19 protein-coding genes and 4 pseudogenes are annotated in these 24,640 nt (G+C 54.5%); 14 read left to right on the forward strand and 9 right to left on the reverse strand.

What is annotated here, in order from left to right; translation table 11 throughout:
* Positions 1-45: 45 nt before the first annotated feature.
* Positions 46-1,266 carry a fosmidomycin MFS transporter gene (fsr, locus tag FTE26_RS04710; RefSeq protein ID WP_001251608.1) on the reverse strand — a complete coding sequence of 407 codons (1,221 nt, stop codon included), beginning with the start codon at positions 1,264-1,266 and terminating at the stop codon, positions 46-48.
* Between the two features lie 217 nt (positions 1,267-1,483).
* Here fsr and ushA point away from each other — a divergent pair, with 217 nt between their 5' ends.
* Entirely contained in the window at positions 1,484-3,136 is a 1,653-nt protein-coding gene (gene ushA / locus FTE26_RS04715) for a bifunctional UDP-sugar hydrolase/5'-nucleotidase (RefSeq protein WP_000771740.1), read from the forward strand.
* 36 nt (positions 3,137-3,172) lie between these two features.
* Here ushA and ybaK read toward each other — a convergent pair whose 3' ends face one another.
* Complete coding sequence (gene ybaK, locus FTE26_RS04720) at positions 3,173-3,652, reverse strand: Cys-tRNA(Pro)/Cys-tRNA(Cys) deacylase YbaK (protein ID WP_000186631.1); 480 nt, start codon at positions 3,650-3,652, stop codon at positions 3,173-3,175.
* 203 nt (positions 3,653-3,855) lie between these two features.
* Positions 3,856-4,650: a TraB/GumN family protein gene (locus FTE26_RS04725; protein WP_000365180.1), complete on the reverse strand. Its 795-nt coding sequence runs from the start codon at positions 4,648-4,650 to the stop codon at positions 3,856-3,858.
* A 137-nt stretch (positions 4,651-4,787) separates the two neighbouring features.
* Between FTE26_RS04725 and FTE26_RS04730 the strand changes: the two genes are divergently transcribed.
* Entirely contained in the window at positions 4,788-5,129 is a 342-nt protein-coding gene (locus tag FTE26_RS04730) for a HigA family addiction module antitoxin (RefSeq protein ID WP_001344274.1), read from the forward strand.
* Positions 5,130-5,242: 113 nt separating this feature from the next.
* Here the strand turns inward: FTE26_RS04730 and copA are convergent, their stop codons facing one another.
* Positions 5,243-7,747, reverse strand: coding sequence for a copper-exporting P-type ATPase CopA (copA, locus tag FTE26_RS04735; protein ID WP_272457512.1), 2,505 nt, complete (start codon positions 7,745-7,747; stop codon positions 5,243-5,245).
* A gap of 261 nt (positions 7,748-8,008) precedes the next feature.
* Between copA and glsA the strand changes: the two genes are divergently transcribed.
* The 4 genes and pseudogenes from glsA (at position 8,009) to cueR (ending at position 10,768) form a co-directional block, all read left to right on the forward strand.
* On the forward strand, positions 8,009-8,941 hold the full coding sequence (gene glsA / locus FTE26_RS04740; RefSeq protein ID WP_000883019.1) for a glutaminase A: 933 nt from the start codon (positions 8,009-8,011) through the stop codon (positions 8,939-8,941).
* A gap of 2 nt (positions 8,942-8,943) precedes the next feature.
* A complete protein-coding gene (locus FTE26_RS04745) occupies positions 8,944-10,236 on the forward strand; it encodes an APC family permease (RefSeq protein ID WP_000982172.1) in 1,293 nt (430 codons plus the stop codon).
* Positions 10,237-10,266: 30 nt separating this feature from the next.
* Positions 10,267-10,364: pseudogene (locus FTE26_RS04750) on the forward strand (hypothetical protein); the annotation flags it as partial.
* On the forward strand, positions 10,361-10,768 hold the full coding sequence (gene cueR, locus FTE26_RS04755) for a Cu(I)-responsive transcriptional regulator (protein ID WP_001026747.1): 408 nt from the start codon (positions 10,361-10,363) through the stop codon (positions 10,766-10,768). The pseudogene FTE26_RS04750 and the gene cueR, both read left to right, overlap by 4 nt.
* On the opposite strand, the gene FTE26_RS04760 is transcribed toward cueR, so the two are convergent.
* Complete coding sequence (locus tag FTE26_RS04760; protein WP_000970335.1) at positions 10,769-11,227, reverse strand: NfeD family protein; 459 nt, start codon at positions 11,225-11,227, stop codon at positions 10,769-10,771. It abuts the gene before it with no gap.
* Positions 11,224-12,141: an SPFH domain-containing protein gene (locus tag FTE26_RS04765; RefSeq protein ID WP_000904502.1), complete on the reverse strand. Its 918-nt coding sequence runs from the start codon at positions 12,139-12,141 to the stop codon at positions 11,224-11,226. The genes FTE26_RS04760 and FTE26_RS04765 overlap by 4 nt, the downstream gene beginning before the upstream one ends.
* A 145-nt stretch (positions 12,142-12,286) precedes the next feature.
* Here FTE26_RS04765 and fetA point away from each other — a divergent pair, with 145 nt between their 5' ends.
* Together fetA and fetB are read left to right on the forward strand one after the other, a co-directional pair.
* Positions 12,287-12,964 (forward strand): iron efflux ABC transporter ATP-binding subunit FetA, encoded by a 678-nt coding sequence (fetA, locus tag FTE26_RS04770; RefSeq protein ID WP_001157535.1) that lies wholly within the window; start codon positions 12,287-12,289, stop codon positions 12,962-12,964.
* Positions 12,951-13,730, forward strand: coding sequence for an iron efflux ABC transporter permease subunit FetB (fetB, locus tag FTE26_RS04775; protein ID WP_001297299.1), 780 nt, complete (start codon positions 12,951-12,953; stop codon positions 13,728-13,730). Before fetA ends, fetB begins: the two co-directional genes overlap by 14 nt.
* A gap of 62 nt (positions 13,731-13,792) precedes the next feature.
* On the opposite strand, the gene cnoX is transcribed toward fetB, so the two are convergent.
* Genes cnoX through tesA form a run of 3 tightly spaced genes read right to left on the reverse strand, consistent with a single transcriptional unit; the run spans position 13,793 to position 16,130 of the window.
* The gene (cnoX, locus tag FTE26_RS04780) at positions 13,793-14,647 is read right to left on the reverse strand and encodes a chaperedoxin (protein ID WP_001295322.1); all 855 of its coding nucleotides are present in this window, start codon (positions 14,645-14,647) and stop codon (positions 13,793-13,795) included.
* Positions 14,648-14,707: 60 nt separating this feature from the next.
* A complete protein-coding gene (gene ybbO / locus FTE26_RS04785) occupies positions 14,708-15,517 on the reverse strand; it encodes an NADP(+)-dependent aldehyde reductase (RefSeq protein ID WP_000148941.1) in 810 nt (269 codons plus the stop codon).
* Complete coding sequence (gene tesA / locus FTE26_RS04790; protein WP_001295836.1) at positions 15,507-16,130, reverse strand: multifunctional acyl-CoA thioesterase I/protease I/lysophospholipase L1; 624 nt, start codon at positions 16,128-16,130, stop codon at positions 15,507-15,509. Before tesA ends, ybbO begins: the two co-directional genes overlap by 11 nt.
* Between tesA and ybbA the strand changes: the two genes are divergently transcribed.
* The 6 genes and pseudogenes from ybbA to FTE26_RS20175 all read left to right on the forward strand — a co-directional run.
* Complete coding sequence (gene ybbA / locus FTE26_RS04795) at positions 16,101-16,787, forward strand: putative ABC transporter ATP-binding protein YbbA (protein ID WP_001110573.1); 687 nt, start codon at positions 16,101-16,103, stop codon at positions 16,785-16,787. The genes tesA and ybbA overlap by 30 nt on opposite strands.
* Complete coding sequence (gene ybbP, locus FTE26_RS04800; protein ID WP_000561908.1) at positions 16,784-19,198, forward strand: putative ABC transporter permease subunit YbbP; 2,415 nt, start codon at positions 16,784-16,786, stop codon at positions 19,196-19,198. Before ybbA ends, ybbP begins: the two co-directional genes overlap by 4 nt.
* Positions 19,199-19,627: 429 nt before the next feature.
* Positions 19,628-19,996 (forward strand): annotated as a pseudogene (locus FTE26_RS04805) (DUF6531 domain-containing protein); the annotation flags it as partial.
* Positions 19,997-19,998: 2 nt separating this feature from the next.
* A pseudogene (tssI, locus tag FTE26_RS04810) lies at positions 19,999-21,381 on the forward strand (type VI secretion system tip protein TssI/VgrG); the annotation flags it as partial.
* A 67-nt stretch (positions 21,382-21,448) separates the two neighbouring features.
* The gene (locus FTE26_RS20170; protein ID WP_442899510.1) at positions 21,449-22,051 is read left to right on the forward strand and encodes a DUF6531 domain-containing protein; all 603 of its coding nucleotides are present in this window, start codon (positions 21,449-21,451) and stop codon (positions 22,049-22,051) included.
* A 797-nt stretch (positions 22,052-22,848) separates the two neighbouring features.
* Positions 22,849-24,640: pseudogene (locus FTE26_RS20175) on the forward strand (RHS element protein); the annotation flags it as partial.

Raw genomic sequence — 24,640 nt, forward strand, 5'->3', positions numbered from 1 at the left:
ACTGTAAAACGATGCAGCCAAAGTTTGCCTTTGGCTGCAATGAAATCAGTCTTTATGCCGGTTATCAGGCAGGAATATGGTCAACATCCCCAATAGTGGCAGGAAAGCACAGATTTTATAGACTAACTCGATGCTGGTGTGATCGGCGATAAGCCCCAGAACTGCCGCTCCCAGACCTCCCATGCCAAAAGCAAAACCGAAAAAGAGTCCAGAAACCATACCGATACGTCCCGGAAGTAGCTCCTGAGCGTAGACCAGAATGGCAGAGAATGCCGAAGCGAGGATAAATCCAATAATCACCGTTAAAACCCCCGTCCAGTGCAGGCTGGCGTAGGGTAAAATCAGCGTAAACGGCGCAACGCCGAGGATAGAGCCCCAAATCACATATTTCCGTCCAATTTTATCCCCTACAGGCCCGCCGATCACCGTACCTGCCGCAACGGCAAACAGGAAGGCAAACAGATGAAGCTGGGCATTCTGGATAGATAATCCGAATTTTTGCATCAGATAAAAGGTGTAATAGCTGCTGATGCTCGCCATATAGAAATATTTCGAGAAAATGAGGATTAACAGAATGCTGACTGCCAGTACCACTTTGTTGCGCGGCAGTGGATTGATAATCGTCGCTTTGGGTTTTCCTTTATTCATTCGGTGCTGTGCCGAGTACCAACGGCTGATTTGCGCCAACACCACGATCGCCAGCAGTGCCGCAAGCACAAACCAGGCAACGTTGCCTTTGCCATAAGGCGCGATAATCACCGCCGCCAGCAAGGGTCCCAGGGAACTGCCAAAGTTGCCGCCGACCTGAAAGATAGATTGCGCCAGGCCATGCCGCCCGCCGGAAGCCATACGGGCTACGCGAGAAGATTCCGGATGAAAGACCGATGAACCGGTACCGACCAGCGCCGCCGCCAGCAGAACTGCGCCAAAACTGCCCGCCAGCGCAAGCAGCACCAGACCACTTAAGGTAAAGCACATGCCAATTGGCAACGACCACGGCATCGGATATTTATCGGTCCAGTAGCCGACCACTGGTTGCAGTAGCGAAGAGGCGAGCTGGAAGGTGAGGGTTATCATGCCAATCTGCATAAATGTCAGAGAAAATTCTGACTGAAGCAGCGGATAAATCGCCAGAATCAGCGATTGGATCATGTCGTTCAGCAGATGTGAGAGGCTGATAGCACCTAAAATACCAAACGATGTTCGGGCCTTGGTCGTTGACGCAGCCGCGCCCGCCACAGGCTGGGGTTGTTCACTCATTGCCATAGGAAAGTCACTTTTTCAGGGTTGCGATGTAAAGAATGATCTTATTTGTGATTATTACCCGACTAACATACCTGTATGCGTCGTCTGAAGGAAGTCTCAACGCCGAATACAGAATTTCTAATCTGGATGCAGATTTATCTTCACCGGACGCAGACTTGTCTATGATGTCGCGTCATACTATTTTTCAACACGTTGAAATCAGGTCAGGGAGAGAAGTATGAAATTATTGCAGCGGGGCGTGGCGTTAGCGCTGTTAACCACATTTACACTGGCGAGTGAAACTGCTCTGGCGTATGAGCAGGATAAAACCTACAAAATTACAGTTCTGCATACCAATGATCATCATGGGCATTTTTGGCGCAATGAATATGGCGAATATGGTCTGGCGGCGCAAAAAACGCTGGTGGATGGTATCCGCAAAGAGGTTGCGGCTGAAGGCGGTAGCGTGCTGCTACTTTCCGGTGGCGACATTAACACTGGCGTGCCCGAGTCTGACTTACAGGATGCCGAACCTGATTTTCGCGGTATGAATCTGGTGGGCTATGACGCGATGGCGATCGGTAATCATGAATTTGATAACCCGCTCACCGTATTACGCCAGCAGGAAAAGTGGGCAAAGTTCCCGTTGCTTTCCGCCAATATCTACCAGAAAAGTACCGGCGAGCGCCTGTTTAAACCGTGGGCGCTGTTTAAGCGTCAGGATCTGAAAATTGCCGTCATTGGGCTGACAACCGATGACACAGCAAAAATTGGTAACCCGGAATACTTCACTGATATCGAATTTCGTAAGCCCGCCGATGAAGCGAAGCTGGTGATTCAGGAGCTGCAACAGACAGAAAAGCCAGACATTATTATCGCGGCGACCCATATGGGGCATTACGACAATGGTGAGCACGGCTCTAACGCACCGGGCGATGTGGAGATGGCGCGCGCGCTGCCTGCCGGATCGCTGGCGATGATCGTCGGTGGTCACTCGCAAGCTCCGGTCTGCATGGCGGCAGAAAACAAAAAACAGGTCGATTACGTGCCGGGTACGCCATGCAAACCAGATCAACAAAACGGCATCTGGATTGTGCAGGCGCATGAGTGGGGCAAATACGTGGGACGGGCTGATTTTGAGTTTCGTAATGGCGAAATGAAAATGGTTAACTACCAGCTGATTCCGGTGAACCTGAAGAAGAAAGTGACCTGGGAAGACGGGAAAAGCGAGCGCGTGCTGTACACCCCTGAAATCGCCGAGAACCAGCAAATGATCTCGCTGTTATCGCCGTTCCAGAATAAAGGCAAAGCGCAACTGGAGGTGAAAATTGGCGAGGTCAATGATCGTCTGGAAGGCGACCGCAGCAAAGTGCGTTTTGTACAGACCAATATGGGGCGGTTGATTCTGGCAGCACAAATGGATCGCACTGGTGCCGACTTTGCGGTGATGAGCGGAGGCGGAATTCGTGATTCTATCGAAGCAGGCGATATCAGCTATAAAAACGTGCTGAAAGTGCAGCCATTCGGCAATGTGGTGGTGTATGCCGACATGACCGGTAAAGAGGTGATTGATTACCTGACCGCCGTCGCGCAGATGAAGCCAGATTCAGGTGCCTACCCGCAATTTGCCAACGTTAGCTTTGTGGCGAAAGATGGCAAACTGAACGACCTTAAAATCAAAGGCGAACCGGTCGATCCGGCGAAAACTTATCGTATGGCGACATTAAACTTCAATGCCACCGGCGGTGATGGCTATCCGCGCCTTGATAACAAACCGGGCTATGTGAATACCGGCTTTATTGATGCCGAAGTGCTGAAAGCGTATATCCAGAAAAGCTCGCCGCTGGATGTGAGTGTTTATGAACCGAAAGGTGAGGTGAGCTGGCAGTAATCCGAAAGTGCCGGATGTTTGCATCCGGCACAATGCTTAATCGCGGCGGGCGATATCAGCAAATTTGGCATCGAGGATCTTCGCCAGATCGCCTGCCGCCAGTTCGATATCCAGCCCGCGCTTGCCGCCAGAAACATAAATAGTGGCAAATTCTTGTGCGGGGGCGTCGATAATCGTTGGCAGACGTTTTTTCTGCCCCAGTGGGCTAATCCCCCCAACCAGGTATCCCGTCGAACGCTGCGCGACCATCGGATCGGCCATCTCAACTTTCTTGGCACCCAGCGCTTTTGCTACTTTTTTAAGGTCCAGTTGACCTGCGACCGGCGTAACGGCCACGGCAAGGTGTTTCATATCACCGTTCACTGCCACCAGCAGCGTTTTGTAGACCTGATCCGGATTCAAACCTAATTTTTTGACGACTTCATCGCCAAAGTTGGTTTCAGCCGGATCGTGCTCGTAGGTATGGATTTGAAACGAAATCTTGTTTTTTTCGAGTAATTTAACTGCGGGTGTCATGGTAATTTTCCTGCCTTAAACAAAAAAACGAAGCAAGCATACGCCTGATGGCGGTCCAAAAAAAAGAGTCATCTTGCCTAAGAGTATTGGCAGGATGGTGAGATTGAGCGACAATCGAGTTACACCGTCGCTTAAAGTGACGGCATAATAATAAAAAAATGAAATTCCTCTTTGACGGGCCAATAGCGATATTGGCCATTTTTTTAGCGCAACATCTGCGGCAAATTCCCTTCTCCATACAGATGTAGTGCACCGACCGCGACCACATAGCGCCCTGGCGGCATGGCGCGTAATTTATCCCGCCATGCGAGATTTCGCTGATGCATCAGCACATCGTACAGCGACTGACTGAACGTATTGGGCAGCGTTATTTCATTATTTTGCGGCGGTGCATTCAGCCACCAGCTCATCATTTGTTGCAGCAACCGTGCATTGGTATGCCAGTGGGTCAGCGTATCGTCCAGCAGCGCCAGTCCTTTGTCAGGGAGCTGGAGCAACATGGCAATCTGGTTTTCAGCCCCTTCCAGTTCAATCACGGGTTTATGTTGTTGCTTCGCCGTCTGCAATAACTGGTAATCGATACCGTATTCTGCCCGCAGCCCCAGCTTTTGTGCCTGCGTCGCCTGAAGAACCATCGCGATTTGCCACAGCGGTTGGGTAGAAAAGAGCGACGGAGAAATGCCCATCTCCTGGCTAATGTGCTGCAGGTTTTGGAGTTGCTCCTCGCTAATACGCTCTTCCAGCGCCTCGCAGGCAGGCAAATTAGCAAAAGGCGTATCGCTGGTGGAAACATCAGCCTCGACGATCAGCGCATCGGCGTTTTTGAGCTTTTTGAGCAAACGAGTGGGCAGGGGAGCCATATCGTGGCTACCCATATGAATACTGCCAATCAGATGAAAATGGCGATTGCCGGGAAGGGTGATATCGATGGCAGGCCAGGTGTAATGATTACCGCGCAGCGCGGCCCAAAGCGTTTTTACCCGGTACAACAGATCCATACGACCTCCCTTTGTGAAATATCATGCTAGCGCGCGGTGAGGGATGGCGCAAATGGAGTTGGGGACTTGTTTAATGTGTTTGTATGATTCAGTATGTTCTTGCATCGCTATTCACAGGGAAGCAACAGTTAAAAACCATGAAACAGGCAACAAGAAAACCGACGACACCCGGAGATATTCTTCTCTATGAATATCTGGAACCGCTCGATTTGAAAATCAATGAGTTAGCAGAGTTGCTGCATGTTCATCGTAATAGCGTCAGTGCACTGATCAATAACAATCGTAAACTCACCACTGAGATGGCATTCCGTCTGGCGAAAGTTTTTGATACCACAGTCGATTTTAGGCTAAACCTCCAGGCGGCAGTTGATCTTTGGGAAGTTGAAAACAACATGCGCACCCAGGAAGAATTGGGACGGATTGAAACAGTGGCTGAATATTTGGCACGCCGTGAAGAGCGTGCAAAAAAGGTCGCGTAAGGCCAAAACATCGCTTCATCTCGTAGGCCGGATAAGGCGTTTACGCCGCATCCGGCAGTCATGCGTCGATGCCAAATGCGCCGCCCTAAAGCAGCGCATCCGCAATGACGTACTTATTCCTTCGGTTTAAACCGCAGCAACCGGTTGGCGTTACTCACTACGGTAATCGACGAGAGCGCCATTGCCGCTCCGGCAACTACCGGGTTAAGCAGTGTTCCAGTAAACGGCCACAAAATACCGGCGGCGACCGGAATACCGATGCTGTTGTAGATAAAGGCACCGAGCAGGTTCTGCTTCATGTTGCGCAGCGTTGCGCGGGAAATCGCGAGCGCATCCGCAACGCCCATCAGGCTATGGCGCATCAGGGTAATCGCCGCGGTTTCAATGGCAACATCACTGCCGCCACCCATCGCAATGCCGACATCCGCCTGGGCCAGCGCTGGCGCGTCGTTAATGCCGTCGCCCACCATTGCCACCTGACGTCCTTCACTTTGCAGACGTTTGATCGCTTCGGCTTTACCGTCCGGCAGCACTCCGGCAATCACTTCATCAATTCCAGCTTCTTTGGCGATCGCATTGGCGGTGGTTGGGTTATCCCCGGTCAACATCACCAGACGATATCCCGCTTTATGCAGGCGTTGCAGCGCCGCCACGCTATCACTACGCAACGGATCGCGTACAGCCAGCAGGGCTACTGCTTTCCCGTCAATCGCCAGCAGCACAGGCGTTGCTCCTTGCGATGCCTGAGCAGTAATCTCCGCTTCGATAGCTTTGGTACCAACCTGTTGCTCATTTAACAGCGCCTGATTGCCCAGCAATAACGCATGACCTTCAGCTTCACCGCTCACGCCCAGCCCGCGCAATGTGCGGAAACCGTTGACCTGCGGCAGCTGCATATCACCTGCTTTATCGAGGATCGCCCGTGCCAGCGGATGGCTGGAACCTTGCTCCAGTGCCGCCGCCAGACGCAATGCCTGCGCTTCATCAACATCAGTAAACGTTTTCACTGCGACAACCTGCGGCTTCCCTTCGGTCAGCGTCCCGGTTTTATCGAACACGACGGTATCGAGTGTACTGGCGCGTTGCAGCGCGTCGGCGTCCCGCACCAGCACGCCAAACTCAGCCGCCCGCCCGACGCCGGAAATAATCGACATCGGCGTCGCCAGCCCCAGCGCACACGGACAGGCGATAATCAGTACCGTGGTGGCAATCACCAGGGTATAAACAATTTGCGGTGCCGGACCAAAGAAGTACCAGATTGCCGCACTGACCAGCGCAATCACCACCACCACAGGTACAAATACGGCTGAGATTTTATCCGCCAGCTGACCGATTTCTGGCTTGCTGCTCTGGGCCTGGCGCACCATGCGAATGATCCGTGACAGCGTGGTATGGCTGCCAACCGCACTGGCACGAAACAGCACGCTACCGTCCTGTACCACTGTCCCGGCATGGACGCTTTCGCCTTCGCCTTTTTGCTGCGGGATTGGTTCGCCCGTCAGCATCGCTTCATCCAGCCATGCTTCGCCCTGGGTAATCTCGCCATCTACCGGCACGCGATCGCCGGTCGTCAGGCGCAGCAACATACCTGGCTGCACTTCCGCCAGAGGCACGCTTTTTTCACCTTCGTCAGTAACCAGGCGCGCCGTCGGTGGGGTTAAATCGAGTAATTTCTCCAGCGCCTTAGAAGAACGCTGACGTGCGCGTGCTTCCAGCATATGGCCGAGATTGATCAGACCGATAATCATCGCGCTGGCTTCGTAATAAAGATGTCGCGCTTCCATCGGGAACCACTGCGGCCACAGGTTGACGCTCATCGAATAGAGCCACGCCACGCCAGTACCCAGCGCCACCAGCGTATCCATCGTCGCTGCACCGTTCAGCAGGCTTTTCCATGCACTGCGGTAAAAATGGCCGCCGGCGAAAACCATCACCGCCAGGGTTATCAGGCCGATAACCAACCACAGGCTGCGGTTGTCAGCGGTGACCATCATGTTATCGCCAATCATCCCCCAGACCATCACCGGGATACCCACCGCCAGTGCGACAATTGCCTGCCAGCGGAAGCGCTTCATCGTAGCAACGGCGGTTTCCTGCTGGCGCTCACGGCGTTTCGCGTCATCTTCAATCGCTTCCGCGCCGTAGCCCGCTTTTTCCACCGCCTGCACTAAATCTTGTGGGGAGGCACTGCCCATCACCAGCGCAGTACGCTCCGCCAGGTTTACCCGTGCCTGAGTGACGCCCGGTACGCTTTGCAGCGCATTTTGTACGCGGGTGACACAGCTGGCGCAGCTCATGCCGCTCAGCAGCAACTGCTGGCTGTCATCGTCATCGGCGGTCGCTGCCGGAAGCGCCTCAGAAACCGCTGTCAGTGCTTCCGACGGGATTGATAACTCCGCCAGCGGTTTAGCCTTTGGGTGGCTTACAGATGCGTCATAACCCGCTTGTTTGATGGTTTCGATCAGCTGTTCTGCACTGGCAGTCCCGGTAACGTGCGCTTCAGTGATAGACACATCCGCTTGTTCCACATCCGGGCGCTGTTCGAGACTTTCTTTCACGCGTTTAACGCAGTGACCGCAGGACAGGCCGTCCAGGGTCAGGTCGATAGTTTGTGACATAAAACACTCCTTTAAGACAGTTTTGACTGGCTGTGATAAAGGTTAAACCTTCCAGCAAGGGGAAGGTCAAGAAATTAATAAACCAGGCGAGTAAAAGTCCGTAAAGATTAAAAAATTGGCTCAATTTGCATCAGGATTAGACATTTATCTCTTTGTTTTCCTGAAGTTAAGTTGCGGGTGCTAAGTTAAATCAAGATGCCTGAAAATCGGCACCGGGGTGAGGAATTACCTCCCGCATCTATAAAAAGGAGTTAACAAAAGATGTTAGATGCAAACAAATTACAGCAGGCAGTGGATCAGGCTTACACCCAATTTCACTCACTTAACGGCGGACAAAATGCCGACTACATTCCCTTTCTGGCGAATGTGCCTGGTCAACTGGCAGCAGTGGCTATTGTGACCTGCGATGGCAACATCTATCGCGCGGGTGATAGTGATTACCGCTTTGCGCTGGAATCCATCTCGAAAGTCTGTACGTTAGCCCTTGCGTTAGAAGATGTCGGCCCGCAGGCGGTACAGGACAAAATTGGCGCTGACCCGACCGGATTGCCCTTTAACTCAGTTATCGCCTTAGAGTTGCATGGCGGCAAACCACTGTCGCCACTGGTAAATGCTGGCGCTATTGCCACCACCAGCCTGATTAACGCTGAAAATATTGAACAACGCTGGCAGCGAATTTTACATATCCAACAGCAACTGGCTGGTGAGCAGGTAGCGCTCTCTGATGAAGTCAACCAGTCGGAACAAACAACCAACTTCCATAACCGGGCCATTGCCTGGCTGCTGTACTCCGCCGGATATCTCTATTGTGATGCAATGGAAGCCTGTGACGTGTACACCCGTCAGTGCTCCACGCTCATCAATACTGTTGAACTGGCAACGCTTGGCGCGACGCTGGCGGCGGGTGGTGTGAATCCGCTGACGCATAAACGCGTTCTTCAGGCCGACAACGTGCCGTACATTCTGGCCGAAATGATGATGGAAGGGCTGTATGGTCGCTCCGGTGACTGGGCGTATCGCGTTGGTTTACCGGGCAAAAGCGGTGTAGGTGGCGGTATTCTGGCGGTCGTCCCTGGCGTGATGGGAATTGCCGCGTTCTCACCACCGCTGGACGAAGAAGGCAACAGTGTTCGCGGTCAAAAAATGGTGGCATCGGTCGCTAAGCAACTCGGCTATAACGTGTTTAAGGGCTGATCATGATGAACACGGAAGGTAATAACGGTAACAAACCTCTCGGTCTATGGAACGTCGTTTCCATCGGCATTGGGGCAATGGTGGGGGCGGGGATCTTCGCGCTGCTGGGGCAGGCTGCATTGCTAATGGAAGCCTCGACCTGGGTCGCCTTTGCTTTTGGCGGTATTGTGGCGATGTTTTCCGGTTATGCCTATGCGCGTCTGGGGGCGAGCTATCCCAGCAATGGCGGCATTATCGACTTCTTTCGTCGCGGATTAGGCAACGGCGTCTTTTCGCTGGCGCTCTCGTTACTGTACCTGTTGACGCTGGCGGTGAGCATCGCCATGGTCGCCCGTGCTTTTGGCGCTTATGCCGTGCAGTTTTTGCATGAAGGCAGCCAGGAGGAGCACCTTATTTTGCTCTACGCGTTGGGGATCATTGCGGTGATGACGCTTTTCAACTCCTTAAGCAACCATGCGGTAGGGCGGCTGGAAGTGATCCTCGTCGGCATTAAAATGATGATCCTGTTATTGCTGATTATTGCCGGTGTCTGGTCGCTGCAACCGGCGCATATTTCCGTCTCTGCGCCCCCCAGCTCCGGTGCGTTCTTCTCCTGTATCGGGATAACCTTCCTTGCCTATGCGGGCTTTGGCATGATGGCGAACGCGGCGGATAAAGTGAAAGATCCGCAGGTCATTATGCCGCGGGCGTTTCTGGTGGCGATTGGCGTTACCACGTTGCTTTATATCTCGCTGGCACTGGTTTTGCTTAGCGATGTATCGGCATTAGAGTTAGAAAAATATGCCGATACCGCCGTAGCGCAGGCTGCTTCTCCGCTGCTCGGACATGTGGGTTATGTGATCGTCGTCATCGGCGCTTTACTGGCGACGGCTTCAGCCATTAACGCGAACCTGTTCGCCGTGTTTAACATCATGGACAACATGGGCAGCGAACGCGAACTGCCGAAGCTAATGAATAAATCCCTGTGGCGGCAGAGTACCTGGGGCAACATCATTGTCGTGGTGTTGATTATGCTGATGACGGCGGCGCTAAATTTAGGCTCACTCGCCAGTGTTGCCAGCGCCACCTTTTTGATTTGCTACCTGGCGGTGTTTGTGGTGGCGATCCGCCTGCGTCATGATATTCACGCCTCGTTGCCGATTCTTATCGTTGGTACGTTGGTGATGTTGTTGGTGATCGTTGGCTTTATCTACAGCCTGTGGTCCCAGGGTAGCCGTGCGTTGATATGGATTATTGGCTCACTCTTACTCAGCCTTATTGTGGCAATGGTCATGAAGCGCAATAAAACCGTATAACATCTCTCTGTGCGCAGTACTTCCTGTATTATTGTGGTGGCGGTCGATATTCGCACTGGCAAAAAAACGTGCTTGAATATCTGTTGAAACCCTTTAACAAAGCACAGGAGGCGTTGCGCGAACGATGAACATCAGCGATGTAGCAAAAATTACCGGCCTGACCAGCAAAGCCATTCGCTTCTATGAAGAGAAGGGGCTGGTGACGCCGCCGATGCGCAGCGAAAACGGTTATCGCACCTACACGCAGCAGCATCTCAACGAACTGACCTTACTGCGCCAGGCACGGCAGGTGGGCTTTAACCTGGAAGAGAGCGGCGAGCTGGTGAATCTGTTTAACGACCCGCAGCGGCACAGCGCCGACGTCAAACGGCGCACGCTGGAGAAGGTGGCGGAGATCGAACGACACATTGAGGAGCTGCAATCCATGCGCGACCAGCTGCTGGCACTGGCGAATGCCTGCCCTGGCGATGACAGCGCCGACTGCCCGATTATCGAAAATCTCTCCGGCTGCTGTCATCATCGGGCAGGGTGATTAAGACGAGACGGCTCGGATATGTAGGGTTATCCCTTCTATCGCAATGACTTCAACATGCGTACCTGCACCGAGATCCTCGCTGGCGCTGACAGGCCATGAACTGTCACCGACGCGCATATGACCGCGCCCGTTGACCAGCGGAGATTCCAGCACAAAACGTCGGCCAATCAGCTGCTGCCCGCGCTGGTTTAAATGACTATCGCTGTGCTTTTGTTCGCGCACCCGCCGCGACAACCATTTCCACCACAGCCAGGCGGCGAGCAGCGTCAGGATGGCAAACATCACCCCTTGCCACTCCCAACCCAGCGGCACCAGCCAGACCACCAGGCCGGTAATCACCGCTGACACGCCGCTCCACAGCAAATAACCATTTCCGCCCAGCATCTCGGCTGCCAGCAGCAACCCGCCGAGACTGAGCCAGAAAATATGTGGATGAACGACCATTAACTCCATCATGGCTGAGTCCGTTTGTTGGCGCTGTCTTTCACCAGCTCGGCAATCCCGGCAATCGACCCCATCAGGCTGCTGGCCTCTAATGGCATCATCACTACTTTGCTGTTACTGGAGGAACCGATCTGCTGTAACGCTTCGGTGTATTTCTGCGCTACGAAGTAGTTCACCGCCTGAATATCACCGGAGGCAATGGCTTCAGATACCATTTTGGTGGCGCGGGCTTCTGCTTCGGCAGAACGTTCACGCGCTTCGGCCTGTAAGAATGCCGACTGACGTTCACCTTCCGCTTTCAGAATTTGCGACTGTTTTTCACCTTCCGCTTTGAGTATTTCCGCCTGACGGATCCCTTCCGCTTCAAGGATGTAAGCGCGTTTGGTACGTTCCGCTTTCATCTGCGCGTTCATTGAAGAGATAAGCTCTGCCGGTGGGCGCACGTCGCGAATTTCAATACGGGTGACTTTAATCCCCCACGGGTTGGTGGCTTCATCGACAATACGCAGCAGGCGTGAGTTGATGCTGTCGCGCTGAGAGAGCATTTCGTCAAGTTCCATTGAACCCAACACGGTACGGATGTTAGTCATGGTCAGGTTGATGATCGCCAGCTCCAGATTGCTGACTTCATAAGCCGCGCGCGGCGCGTCAATCACCTGAATAAAACAGACTGCGTCGATGGTAACGTTGGCGTTATCTTTCGAGATAACTTCCTGGGAAGGGATATCGAGCACTTGCTCCATCATATTGATCTTGCGACCAATGCGATCCATAAACGGCACCACCAGACTGAGCCCCGGCTGTAACGTTTTGGTATAGCGACCAAAACGTTCTACCGTCCATTGATAGCCCTGCGGCACGATTTTGACGCCCGCGCCGACAATGACCAGCGCGACAAAAATGAGAATCGGGATAAAGATAAGCATCGGAAAAACCTCCTGTTGTACCGTCCATAATCAGCAAAATTGCTGCTTGATTAAACAAATTATACCTGATTACTGAAAGAGAGTTCCCCCTTATTCCTGCGAAGGATAAACTGTTTTTAGTAAAAATCAGAAAAAGGGAACAGTGATGCAGGAAAATAGTCCTTTGCTTCAGCTACAAAACGTAGGATATCTGGCGGGTGATGCGAAGATTCTTAATAACATCAATTTTTCGCTGCGTGCTGGCGAATTTAAGTTAATTACCGGTCCTTCCGGTTGTGGCAAAAGTACGCTGCTAAAAATAGTTGCTTCATTGATCAGCCCAACCAGCGGAACGTTACTGTTTGAAGGTGAGGATGTCAGCACACTAAAGCCAGAAATCTACCGCCAGCAAGTCTCTTACTGCGCCCAGACGCCGACGCTGTTTGGCGATACGGTATACGATAATCTGATCTTTCCCTGGCAGATCCGTAACCAGCAGCCTGACCCGGCCATTTTTCTCGATTTTCTCGAACGCTTCGCTTTGCCGGACAGCATTTTGACGAAAAATATCGCCGAGCTATCTGGTGGTGAAAAACAACGCATCTCACTGATTCGTAACCTGCAATTTATGCCGAAGGTTTTATTGCTGGATGAAATCACCAGTGCGCTGGATGAAAGTAATAAACATAACGTTAATGAGATGATCCATCGTTATGTGCGCGAGCAAAATATTGCCGTGCTGTGGGTGACACACGATAAAGACGAAATTAATCATGCGGATAAAGTGATTACACTGCAACCGCATGCCGGAGAAATGCAGGAAGCACGCTATGAACTCGCATAATATTACTAACGAATCATTGGCACTGGCATTAATGCTGGTGGTGGTGGCAATCTTAATTAGCCATAAAGAAAAACTGGCGCTGGAGAAAGATATTTTCTGGAGCGTCGGGCGAGCGATAATTCAGCTGATTATTGTCGGCTATGTGCTGAAGTATATTTTCAGCGTGGATGATGCCAGCCTGACATTATTGATGGTGTTATTTATCTGCTTTAATGCGGCGTGGAACGCGCAAAAACGCAGTAAATATATTGCTAAAGCTTTTATCTCATCGTTTATTGCCATTACGGTCGGGGCGGGAATTACCCTGGCGGTGCTGATTCTCTCTGGGTCGATTGAATTTATCCCGATGCAGGTGATCCCTATCGCCGGGATGATTGCCGGTAACGCCATGGTAGCGGTGGGGTTGTGTTACAACAATTTAGGGCAACGGGTCATTAGCGAACAGCAACAGATTCAGGAGAAACTGAGTCTTGGTGCGACGCCGAAGCAGGCTTCAGCGATATTGATTCGCGACAGTATTCGCGCGGCTTTAATTCCGACGGTCGATTCAGCAAAAACGGTTGGCTTAGTGAGTTTACCAGGAATGATGTCCGGGCTGATATTTGCCGGGATTGATCCGGTGAAGGCGATTAAATATCAGATTATGGTGACCTTTATGCTGCTCTCAACCGCCAGCTTGTCGACCATTATTGCCTGCTATTTAACCTATCGTAAGTTTTATAATTCGCGCCACCAGTTGGTGGTGACGCAATTGAAGAAGAAATGATGCGATGCCGGATGCGCAGCATCGCATCCGGCGTTGTGGTTCATGTGCCGATCAACGGAATATCAATACAACAATGCATACAGCTGGCGGCGATACTTCGACGCCAGTGCATCACCCGTACCCAGCGCAGCGAGGATCTCCTGGAACGTTTTACGCGTCTGACCGTCTGCGGCGGTGAGATCTTTACGCAGATGCCCGAACAGCAACTCCAGCGCCTCTTCATTGCGCCCAACCTGGTGCAGTTGCAGAGCCAGTTGCGTCGCCAGTGCGGCATCTTCTGGATTCTCCGCCACCTGCTGTTGCAACTGTTGAATTTCCGGCGTATCAGCCGCCTGCTTCAGCAGTTCGATTTGCGCCACCAGCCCCTGGTAGCGGGTGTCCTGATCCTGCAACGGAATGGTTTTCAGCACCGCTTCCGCATCTTCAGAACGGTTCAGCGCAATCAGCGTTTCTGCCAGCAGCAGGCCGATCTCCCCGTTCTGATTCGACAACTGCCAGGCGTCTTTCAGCAATGGCAGGGCATCGGTGTAATTGCCTTCCTGCATCAGTTGCATCGCCTGCTGCGCTTTCAGCTCTTCTTCGCGCGGCAGCACTTTATCCAGCAGGGCGCGGATCGCCTCTTCCGGTTGCGGCCCCTGGAAGCCATCTACCGGTTGCCCGTTCTGGAACAGATACACGGTCGGAATCGCGCGCAGACCAAACTGGGCGGCAATCATCTGCTCCGCGTCACAGTCCAGCTTCGCCAGAATAAATTGCCCGTTGTACTGCGCCGCGAGGCTTTCCAGGATCGGGGTTAACTGCAAACAGTGCTGGCTACGTTCAGACCAAAAATAGAACAGCACCGGAGTGGTCATCGACTGTTCAAGAACCTGTTGCAGGTTAGATTCGTTAATGTTGACAATATTTTCTACGGACATGGAGTCGCTCTCTGTTGTCGATATTTTCTTTGACATGGGGGCTTAAGCGCGCGCTTCAACTCACCCCTGCAATATTTTGTCCATCACGCGCCCCGGCAGCAGGCGCTTAAGCACCATTACTGCCCAGGTCACCAGCGTTACCGGATAGCGCATCTTCGGCTTCTCGCTAATAAAAGCATGGCGTACTTTGTCCACCACCGCTTCCGGTCCCAACGTAAAGCGGGCGGCGATGCCGGGATTTTCGACTGGTTTATCACTTTGCGTCTGGTTGACGTTGTCGGTGAAGCGAGTACGAATGGGACCGGGTTCGATCAGGCTGACTTTAATTCCGCTGTGGCGTAGCTCCATGCGCAGCGCGTCTGACCACGCCTCCAGCGCATATTTACTGGCCGCGTAAGCGCCACGACCCGGCGTGGAGATTAATCCCATCACCGATGATGTCATCACAATACGCCCTTCACCGTGCGGTAACATCGCGGGTAACAGGCGCATGGTGAGCTGGTGTGCGCCGAAAAAGTTGGCGGAAAACTGCTGTTCCATCTGCGCACGGCTGATGGTGGAAAGGGGGCCATACATGCCGAATCCGGCATTGTTAAAGATCCCATACAGACAATTATCGGTCAGGGCGATCACCTCGTCTGCTGCGCGATCAACACTTTCTGGTGAATCCAGATCGATCAACACGCCGGTAAATCCCATGTTGTTCATACGCTCAACATCATCCGGTTTTCGGCAACCTGCCAGCACATGAAAACCCTGGCGTTTTAATTCGAGCGCGCTTTCCAGGCCAATTCCACTGGAACATCCGGTAATTAAGACCGATTTTTGCATAACTTTACCTGTCAGGATCTCCGTTGCTTTATGAGTCATGATTTACTAAAGGCTGCAACTGCTTCGCCATCCAGTCGGCAATAAACGGCTGGGCGTCGCGGTTGGGATGAATACCGTCATCCTGCATCCATTGTGGCTTGAGGTAGACCTCTTCCATAAAAAAGGGCAGCAGCGGAACATCAAACTCTTTGGCGAGTTTGGGGTAAATGGCGCTAAAGGCTTCATTATAACGGCGACCATAGTTTGCAGGCAGACGTATTTGCATTAACAATGGTTCAGCGTTGGCGGCTTTGACATCCTGCAAAATCTGGCGCAGCGTTTGCTCGGTTTGCTGTGGCTGAAAACCACGCAAACCGTCATTGCCGCCCAGTTCAACCAGCACCCAGCGCGGCTGATGCTGTTTCAGCAGAGCCGGAAGGCGCGCCAGTCCTTGTTGCGAGGTGTCGCCGCTGATGCTGGCATTAACTACCGACGTTTTACTCTGCCACTTATCATTCAACAAGGCAGGCCAGGCCGCGCTGGCAGACATTCGATACCCGGCGCTCAGGCTATCACCCAGAATCAATAACGTGTCCGCTGCGGCGGCACGGAAGGTTAACAGGACCAGGAACAGGAAGGGCAAATGCCAGCGGAAAACATTGTTGAAGTTCATCATCTTAAGAAGTCCGTCGGTCAGGGGGAGCATGAACTCTCCATCCTCACCGGAGTTGAGCTGGTTGTCAAACGTGGCGAGACCATCGCACTGGTGGGCGAGTCGGGATCGGGTAAGTCAACCTTGCTGGCGATCCTCGCCGGGCTTGATGACGGCAGCAGTGGCGAAGTGAGTCTGGTGGGACAACCGCTACATAATATGGACGAAGAAGCGCGGGCAAAGTTGCGCGCGAAGCACGTCGGCTTTGTTTTTCAGTCATTTATGTTAATTCCTACCCTTAACGCGCTGGAAAACGTCGAGCTTCCGGCTCTGCTGCGCGGTGAGAGTAGCGCGGAAAGTCGTAACGGGGCGAAAGCGTTGCTCGAACAGTTAGGGCTGGGTAAACGTCTGGATCATCTTCCGGCACAGCTTTCCGGCGGTGAACAGCAACGAGTGGCGCTGGCACGAGCCTTTAATGGTCGACCTGATGTGCTGTTTGCCGACGAACCCACCGGCAACCTTGACCGCCAGACGGGCGATAAAATTGCCGACCTGCTGTTTTCCCTCAACCGTGAACATGGCACCACGTTGATTATGGTGACCCACGACCTGCAACTGGCGGCACGCTGCGACCGCTGCTTACGGCTGGTGAACGGGCAGTTGCAGGAGGAAGCATGATTGCACGTTGGTTCTGGCGCGAATGGCGTTCGCCGTCGCTATTAATTGTCTGGCTGGCGCTAAGCCTGGCGGTGGCCTGCGTGCTGGCGCTGGGCAATATCAGTGATCGCATGGAGAAGGGCTTAAGCCAGCAAAGCCGTGAGTTTATGGCGGGCGATCGGGCGTTGCGCAGTTCGCGCGAAGTGCCGCAAGCATGGCTGGAGGAAGCGCAAAAGCGCGGCCTGAAAGTCGGCAAGCAGCTGACTTTCGCCACAATGACCTTTGCAGGCGACACACCGCAGCTGGCGAACGTCAAAGCGGTGGATGATATCTACCCGATGTATGGCGATCTGCAAACTAATCCCCCTGGCCTGAAACCGCAGGCGGGCAGCGTATTGCTGGCCCCACGCCTGATGGCACTGCTTAACCTGAAAACGGGCGACACCATTGACGTGGGCGATGCCACCTTGCGGATTGCCGGAGAAGTGATTCAGGAACCGGATTCCGGTGTTAACCCCTTCCAGATGGCTCCGCGTCTGATGATGAATCTGGCGGATGTCGATAAAACCGGAGCCGTGCAGCCGGGGAGTCGGGTCACCTGGCGTTATAAATTCGGCGGCAACGAGAACCAGCTCGACGGCTATGAGAAATGGTTGTTACCTCAGCTTAAACCCGAACAACGCTGGTACGGTCTGGAACAGGACGAAGGCGCGCTGGGGCGATCGATGGAACGCTCGCAACAGTTCCTGCTGCTTTCGGCGCTTCTGACCTTGCTGCTGGCAGTGGCAGCGGTGGCGGTAGCGATGAATCATTACTGTCGCAGTCGCTACGATCTGGTGGCGATCCTCAAAACGCTGGGGGCAGGGCGAGCGCAACTGCGTAAGCAAATCGTCGGTCAGTGGTTGATGGTGCTGGCGCTTTCAGCCGTTACCGGTGGGGCGATAGGCCTGTTGTTCGAAAACGTGTTGATGGTGCTGCTCAAGCCCGTTCTGCCTGCTGCACTACCGCCAGCCAGCCTCTGGCCGTGGCTGTGGGCGCTGGGTACCATGACGGTCATCTCGCTGCTGGTGGGGCTACGACCGTACCGCCTGTTGCTGGCAACGCAGCCTTTACGCGTATTACGTAATGATGTGGTAGCGAACGTCTGGCCGCTGAAGTTTTATCTGCCGATTGTCAGTGTGGTGGTTGTGCTGCTGCTCGCCGGATTAATGGGTGGCAGCATGCTGCTTTGGGCGGTGCTGGCGGGCGCGGTAGTACTGGCTTTGCTGTGCGGTGTGCTGGGCTGGATGCTGCTGAATGTACTTCGCCGCATGACGCTGAAATCGCTACCTCTGCGCCTGGCGGTTAGCCGCCTGTTACGTCAGCCGTGGTCAACATTAAGCCAGCTTTCGGCATTTTCGCTCTCCTTTATGCTGCTGGCGCTGTTGCTGGTATTGCGTGGCGATCTGCTTGACCGCTGGCAGCAGCAGCTACCTCCAGAAAGCCCGAACTACTTTTTAATTAACATTGCCACAGAACAGGTAGAACCGCTAAAAGCGTTCCTCGCGGAACATCAGATAGTCCCGGAATCATTTTATCCGGTAGTGCGGGCGCGGCTGACGGCGATTAACGATAAGCCGACAGAAGGTAATGAAGATGAGGCGCTTAATCGCGAACTCAATCTTACCTGGCAAAATACGCGGCCCGATCATAATCCGATTGTCGCCGGTAACTGGCCGCCAAAAGCCGATGAAGTGTCGATGGAAGAGGGGCTGGCGAAACGCTTAAACGTTGCCCTCGGTGATACCGTGACTTTTATGGGCGATACCCAGGAGTTCCGCGCTAAAGTGACCAGCCTGCGCAAAGTGGACTGGGAAAGTCTGCGGCCTAATTTCTATTTTATTTTCCCGGAAGGGGCATTAGACGGGCAACCGCAGAGCTGGCTTACCAGTTTCCGCTGGGAGAATGGCAACGGCATGTTGACGCAACTCAACCGCCAGTTCCCGACCATTAGCCTGTTAGATATTGGCGCGATTTTAAAACAGGTCGGTCAGGTGCTGGAGCAGGTAAGTCGGGCGCTGGAGGTGATGGTGGTGCTGGTCACCGCCTGCGGTATGTTGCTGTTGCTGGCACAGGTGCAGGTGGGAATGCGCCAGCGTCATCAGGAGCTGGTGGTATGGCGCACACTCGGTGCGGGGAAAAAACTGCTGCGCACGACATTGTGGTGTGAGTTCGCCATGCTTGGGTTTGTTTCCGGCCTGGTGGCCGCAATTGGTGCGGAAACGGCACTGGCAGTGTTGCAGGCGAAAGTGTTTGATTTCCCGTGGGAGCCAGACTGGCGATTGTGGATTGTTCTGCCGTGCAGCGGTGCGCTGCTGCTGTCGCTTTTCGGCGGCTGGCTGGGTGCGCGACTGGTTAAGGGTAAGGCGCTGTTCAGGCAGTTTGCGGGGTGATGAGAGTAAATAAGGGGCGTTCTGGTTGAATGGAACGCCTTGTTTAAATTAATTCTACAATATGTTTCATTGATGATGTTATTGAATTGGTGATTTCCTATCTTTCTATTGCTGATATTAATCTGAATCGGTGGAGTTTAATAATTTTAAATATAGCCCTACAAAAATAACTTAGACTAATAAAATCATAAATCATATGCGTTGAATGGATATTATCCATATAGTGAATTTGTTGATGATGAATTCATCTGTGCTAAAAATTTTAGTTTAATAAAATATTGAAAGTGACCTGTAATAACAGTTGTTGTTGATTGAGAACAAATAAGTTTATGTGAAAAATATATAAATACATTAGCTGGTCTTGTGTGTCATTTTATTTTTTTTGTTGCTAACACAGGGATATGAACAATAACTAAAAGGGCACTTTATATGAGCGGAAAACCAGCGGCGCGTCAGGGAGATATGACTCAGTATGGCGGTCCCATTGTCCAGGGTTCGGCAGGTGTAAGAATTGGCGCGCCAACTGGCGTGGCGTGCTCGGTGTGTCCGGGCGGGATGACCTCGGGCAACCCGGTGAACCCGCTGCTCGGTGCAAAAGTACAGCCCGGCGAGACGGACCTTGCGCTGCCCGACCCGCTGCCGTTCATTCTCTCCCGCACCTACAGCAGCTACCGGACGAAGACGCCTGCGCCGGTGGGAATTTTTGGCCCCGGCTGGAAAGCGCCTTCTGATATCCGCTTACAGCTACGTGATGACGGACTGATACTCAACGACAACGGCGGGCGGAGCATTCACTTTGTCAGGAAGGCCAGCACCAGGATTACCAGCGCACACAGTATGAAGTGTATGACTACCCCGGACGTTTCAAGGGGGCCCACGGGCAGAACTTTGCCCGCTGGCAGATGGATGGCTGGCGAAACAACGCCGAAGTGGCGCGCGGAACAAGCCGTTCTCCGGAGATATGGCCGGGACGGCGAATTGCGCTGACGGGGCATCCGCAGGCGAACCTGAACCGGGAATGGCAGGTGGTGGCGAGCGATCTTCACGGCGAACAGCCGCAGGCGGTACCGGGACGCAGGGGTTCAGGCACCACGCTGGATAACCATTTTGCGGTAATACCGGCAGACAGAACATGGCGACCACAGCCGTTGCTGAAACCGCTGGTGGACGGCCCGCAGAGCGCCGTCGTGACGGGACCGGCAGGCGAGGAAATCTTCTGTGATGAACATGGCCGCGTGCGGGTGAAATTTAACTGGGACCGCTATAACCCGTCAAACCAGGACAGTTCATGCTGGATCCGTGTGGCACAGGCGTGGGCAGGCACCGGCTTTGGCAACCTGGCGATACCGCGAGTGGGTCAGGAGGTGATTGTGGACTTCCTCAACGGCGACCCGGACCAGCCGATTATTATGGGGCGTACCTACCACCATGAAAACCGCACACCCGGCAGCCTGCCGGGGACGAAGACGCAGATGACGATCCGCTCGAAAACCTATAAGGGCAGCGGGTTTAATGAACTGAAGTTTGACGATGCGACAGGGAAAGAACAGGTCTACATCCACGCGCAGAAGAACATGAACACCGAGGTGCTGAATAACCGCACCACTGATGTGATAAACAACCATGCTGAAACCATTGGCAACAATCAGATGATTGCGGTTACCAACAATCAGATACAGACGGTGGGTGTTAACCAGATAGAGACGGTGGGCAGTAACCAGATAATTAAAGTGGGTTCTGTTCAGGTGGAAACGATTGGACTTGTTCGTGCGCTGACCGTGGGCGTGACGTATCAGACGACGGTAGGTGGCATTATGAACACCTCGGTGGCACTGATGCAGTCCTCGCAGATCGGTTTGCATAAATCGTTGAGGGTCGGGCTGGGTTATGACGTCAAAGTCGGAAATAACGTTACCTTCACCGTTGGTAAAACGAAAAAGGATGATACCGGGCAGACCGCGATTTACTCCGCCGGTGAGCATCTGGAGCTCTGCTGTGGTAAGGCAAGGCTGGTGCTGACGAAGGACGGACAAATTTTTCTCAACGGCACAAAAATTCATTTGCAGGGTAAGGAGCAGGTTAATGGTGACTCACTGTTGATTAACTGGAACTGTGCAGCCTCGAAATCCCCACCGAAGACCCCTGATGAAAAGCAGGATACGCCGGATATGAGAGAGTACTGATCCCGTACCTGTTCGGAATTCAGTAACAAACCAGCATTAAAAATAAACAGAAGAAGGAATTTGAATCATGAGCGGAAAACCAGCGGCGCGTCAGGGAGATATGACTCAGTATGGCGGTCCCATTGTCCAGGGTTCGGCAGGTGTAAGAATTGGCGCGCCCACCGGCGTGGCGTGCTCGGTGTGTCCGGGCGGGATGACTTCGGGCAACCCGGTAAATCCGCTGCTGGGGGCGAAGGTGCTGCCCGGCGAGACGGACCTTGCGCTGCCCGGCCCGCTGCCGTTCATTCTCTCCCGCACCTACAGCAGCTACCGGACGAAGACGCCTGCACCGGTGGGCGTTTTCGGCCCCGGCTGGAAAGCGCCTTCTGATATCCGCTTACAGCTACGTGATGACGGACTGATACTCAACGACAACGGCGGGCGGAGCATTCACTTTGAGCCGCTGCTGCCGGGGGAGGCGGTGTACAGCCGCAGTGAGTCAATGTGGCTGGTGCGTGGCGGTAAGGCAGCACAGCCGGACGGCCATACGCTGGCGCGGCTGTGGGGGGCGCTGCCGCCGGATATCCGGTTAAGCCCGCATCTTTACCTGGCGACGGTGGTAAGGCAGCACAGCCGGACGGCCATACGCTGGCGCGGCTGTGGGCGTCGCTGCCGCCGGATATCCGGTTAAGCCCGCATCTTTACCTGGCGACCAACAGCGCACAGGGGCCGTGGTGGATACTGGGGTGGTCTGAGCGGGTGCCGGGTGCTGAGGACGTACTGCCAGCGCCGCTGCCGCCGTACCGGGTGCTTACCGGGCTGGCAGACCGTTTCGGGCGGACGCTGACGTACCGGCGTGAGGCCGCAGGCGACCTGGCCGGGGAAATCACCGGCGTGACGGACGGTGCCGGGCGTGAGTTCCGTCTGGTACTGACCACACAGGCACAGCGGGCGGAAGAGGCCCGCACCTCTTCGCTATCTTCTTCTGACAGTTCCCGCCCTCTCTCAGCCTCACCGTTCCCTGACACACTGCCCGGTACCGAATACGGCCCCGACAGGGGCATCCGTCTTTCGGCGGTGTGGCTGATGCACGACCCGGCATACCCGGAAAGCCTGCCCGGTGCGCCACTGGCGCGGTACACGTATACGGAAGCCGGTGAACTGCTGGCGGTATATGACCGCAGCAATACGCAGGTGCGCGCTTTCACGTATGACGCGCAGCACCCGGGCCGGATGGTGGCGCACCGTTACGCGGGAAGGCCGGAGATGCGCTACCGCTACGACGATACCGGGCGGGTGGTGGAGCAGCTGAACCCGGCAGGCCTGAGTTACCGCTACCAGTATGAGCAGGACCGCATCACCGTCACGGACAGCCTGAACCGGCGTGAGGTGCTGCATACAGAAGGCGGGGCCGGGCTGAAGCGGGTGGTGAAAAAAGAACTGGCGGACGGCAGCGTCACGCACAGCGGGTATGACGCGGCAGGAAGGCTCACGGCGCAGACGGACGCGGCGGGACGGCGGACAGAGTACGGTCTGAATGTGGTGTCAGGCGATATCACGGACATCACCACACCGGACGGGCGGGAGACGAAATTTTACTATAACGACGGGAACCAGCTGACGGCGGTGGTGTCCCCGGACGGGCTGGAGAGCCGCCGGGAATATGCCCGCACCTCTTCGCTATCTTCTTCTGACAGTTCCCGCCCTCTCTCAGCCTCAGCGTTCCCCGACACACTGCCCGGAACCGAATACGGCCCCGACAGGGGTATCCGCCTTTCGGCGGTGTGGCTGATGCACGACCCGGCATACCCGGAGAGCCTGCCCGCTGCGCCACTGGTGCGGTACACATATACGGAAGCCGGTGAACTGCTGGCGGTATATGACCGCAGCAATACGCAGGTGCGCGCTTTCACGTATGACGCGCAGCACCCGGGCCGGATGGTGGCGCACCGTTATGCAGGCAGGCCGGAGATGCGCTACCGCTACGACGATGCGGGGCGGGTGGTGGAGCAACTTAACCCGGCAGGCCTGAGTTACCGCTACCAGTATGAGCAGGATCGCATCACCGTCACGGACAGCCTGAACCGGCGTGAGGTGCTGCATACAGAAGGCGGGGCCGGGCTGAAGCGGGTGGTGAAAAAAGAACTGGCGGACGGCAGCGTCACGCACAGCGGGTATGACGCGGCAGGAAGGCTCACGGCGCAGACGGACGCGGCGGGACGGCGGACAGAGTACGGTCTGAATGTGGTGTCAGGCGATATCACGGACATCACCACGCCGGACGGGCGGGAGACGAAATTTTACTATAACGACGGGAACCAGCTGACGGCGGTGGTGTCCCCGGACGGGCTGGAGAGCCGCCGGGAATATGATGAACCGGGCAGGCTGGTATCGGAGACATCGCGCAGCGGGGAGACAGTACGCTACCGCTACGATGACGCGCACAGTGAGTTACCGGCGACGACAACGGATGCGACGGGCAGCACCCGGCAGATGACGTGGAGCCGCTACGGGCAGTTGCTGGCGTTCACTGACTGCTCGGGCTACCAGACCCGCTATGAATACGACCGCTTCGGCCAGATGACGGCGGTTCACCGCGAGGAAGGTATCAGCCTTTACCGCCACTATGACAACCGTGGCCGGTTAACCTCGGTGAAAGACGCACAGGGCCGTGAAACGCAGTATGAGTACAACGCCGCAGGCGACCTGACTGCCGTTATCACCCCGGACGGCAACCGGAGCGAGACACAGTACGATGCGTGGGGAAAGGCGGTCAGCACCACGCAGGGCGGGCTGACGCGCAGTATGGAGTACGATGCTGCCGGACGTGTCATCAGTCTGACTAACGAGAACGGCAGCCACAGCGACTTCAGCTACGATGCGCTGGACCGGTTGGTACAGCAGGGCGGCTTTGACGGGCGGACGCAACGTTATCATTATGACCTGACCGGAAAACTCACGCAGAGTGAAGATGAGGGGCTTGTCACCCTCTGGTACTACGATGAATCGGACCGTATCACTCACCGCACGGTGAACGGCGAACCGGCAGAGCAGTGGCAGTATGATGACCACGGCTGGCTGACAGACATCAGCCACCTGAGCGAAGGCCACCGTGTCGCTGTCCACTACGGCTACGACGATAAGGGCCGCCTGACCGGCGAACGGCAGACGGTGGAGAACCCGGAGACGGGGGAACTGCTGTGGCAGCATGAGACGAAACACGCCTACAACGAACAGGGGCTGGCAAACCGCGTCACGCCGGACAGCCTGCCGCCGGTGG

The sequence above is a fragment of the Escherichia sp. S10b genome (genome assembly GCF_028421345.1).
In the GTDB taxonomy this organism is placed as follows: domain Bacteria; phylum Pseudomonadota; class Gammaproteobacteria; order Enterobacterales; family Enterobacteriaceae; genus ECMA0423.

Bases quoted from the DNA above. Each gene is read 5' to 3' on its own strand.
- ushA (WP_000771740.1), top strand. From the start codon at position 1,484: ATGAAATTATTGCAGCGGGGCGTGGCGTTAGCGCTGTTAACCACATTT.
- fetA (WP_001157535.1), top strand. From the start codon at position 12,287: ATGCAGGAAAATAGTCCTTTGCTTCAGCTACAAAACGTAGGATATCTG.
- cnoX (WP_001295322.1), bottom strand. From the start codon at position 14,647: ATGTCCGTAGAAAATATTGTCAACATTAACGAATCTAACCTGCAACAG.
- fsr (WP_001251608.1), bottom strand. From the start codon at position 1,266: ATGGCAATGAGTGAACAACCCCAGCCTGTGGCGGGCGCGGCTGCGTCA.
- FTE26_RS04760 (WP_000970335.1), bottom strand. From the start codon at position 11,227: ATGATGGAGTTAATGGTCGTTCATCCACATATTTTCTGGCTCAGTCTC.
- ybbA (WP_001110573.1), top strand. From the start codon at position 16,101: ATGCCAGCGGAAAACATTGTTGAAGTTCATCATCTTAAGAAGTCCGTC.
- tesA (WP_001295836.1), bottom strand. From the start codon at position 16,130: ATGAACTTCAACAATGTTTTCCGCTGGCATTTGCCCTTCCTGTTCCTG.
- FTE26_RS04765 (WP_000904502.1), bottom strand. From the start codon at position 12,141: ATGCTTATCTTTATCCCGATTCTCATTTTTGTCGCGCTGGTCATTGTC.
- cueR (WP_001026747.1), top strand. From the start codon at position 10,361: ATGAACATCAGCGATGTAGCAAAAATTACCGGCCTGACCAGCAAAGCC.
- copA (WP_272457512.1), bottom strand. From the start codon at position 7,747: ATGTCACAAACTATCGACCTGACCCTGGACGGCCTGTCCTGCGGTCAC.
- ybbP (WP_000561908.1), top strand. From the start codon at position 16,784: ATGATTGCACGTTGGTTCTGGCGCGAATGGCGTTCGCCGTCGCTATTA.
- glsA (WP_000883019.1), top strand. From the start codon at position 8,009: ATGTTAGATGCAAACAAATTACAGCAGGCAGTGGATCAGGCTTACACC.
- FTE26_RS20170 (WP_442899510.1), top strand. From the start codon at position 21,449: ATGAGCGGAAAACCAGCGGCGCGTCAGGGAGATATGACTCAGTATGGC.
- FTE26_RS04745 (WP_000982172.1), top strand. From the start codon at position 8,944: ATGATGAACACGGAAGGTAATAACGGTAACAAACCTCTCGGTCTATGG.
- ybbO (WP_000148941.1), bottom strand. From the start codon at position 15,517: ATGACTCATAAAGCAACGGAGATCCTGACAGGTAAAGTTATGCAAAAA.
- FTE26_RS04730 (WP_001344274.1), top strand. From the start codon at position 4,788: ATGAAACAGGCAACAAGAAAACCGACGACACCCGGAGATATTCTTCTC.
- ybaK (WP_000186631.1), bottom strand. From the start codon at position 3,652: ATGACACCCGCAGTTAAATTACTCGAAAAAAACAAGATTTCGTTTCAA.
- fetB (WP_001297299.1), top strand. From the start codon at position 12,951: ATGAACTCGCATAATATTACTAACGAATCATTGGCACTGGCATTAATG.
- FTE26_RS04725 (WP_000365180.1), bottom strand. From the start codon at position 4,650: ATGGATCTGTTGTACCGGGTAAAAACGCTTTGGGCCGCGCTGCGCGGT.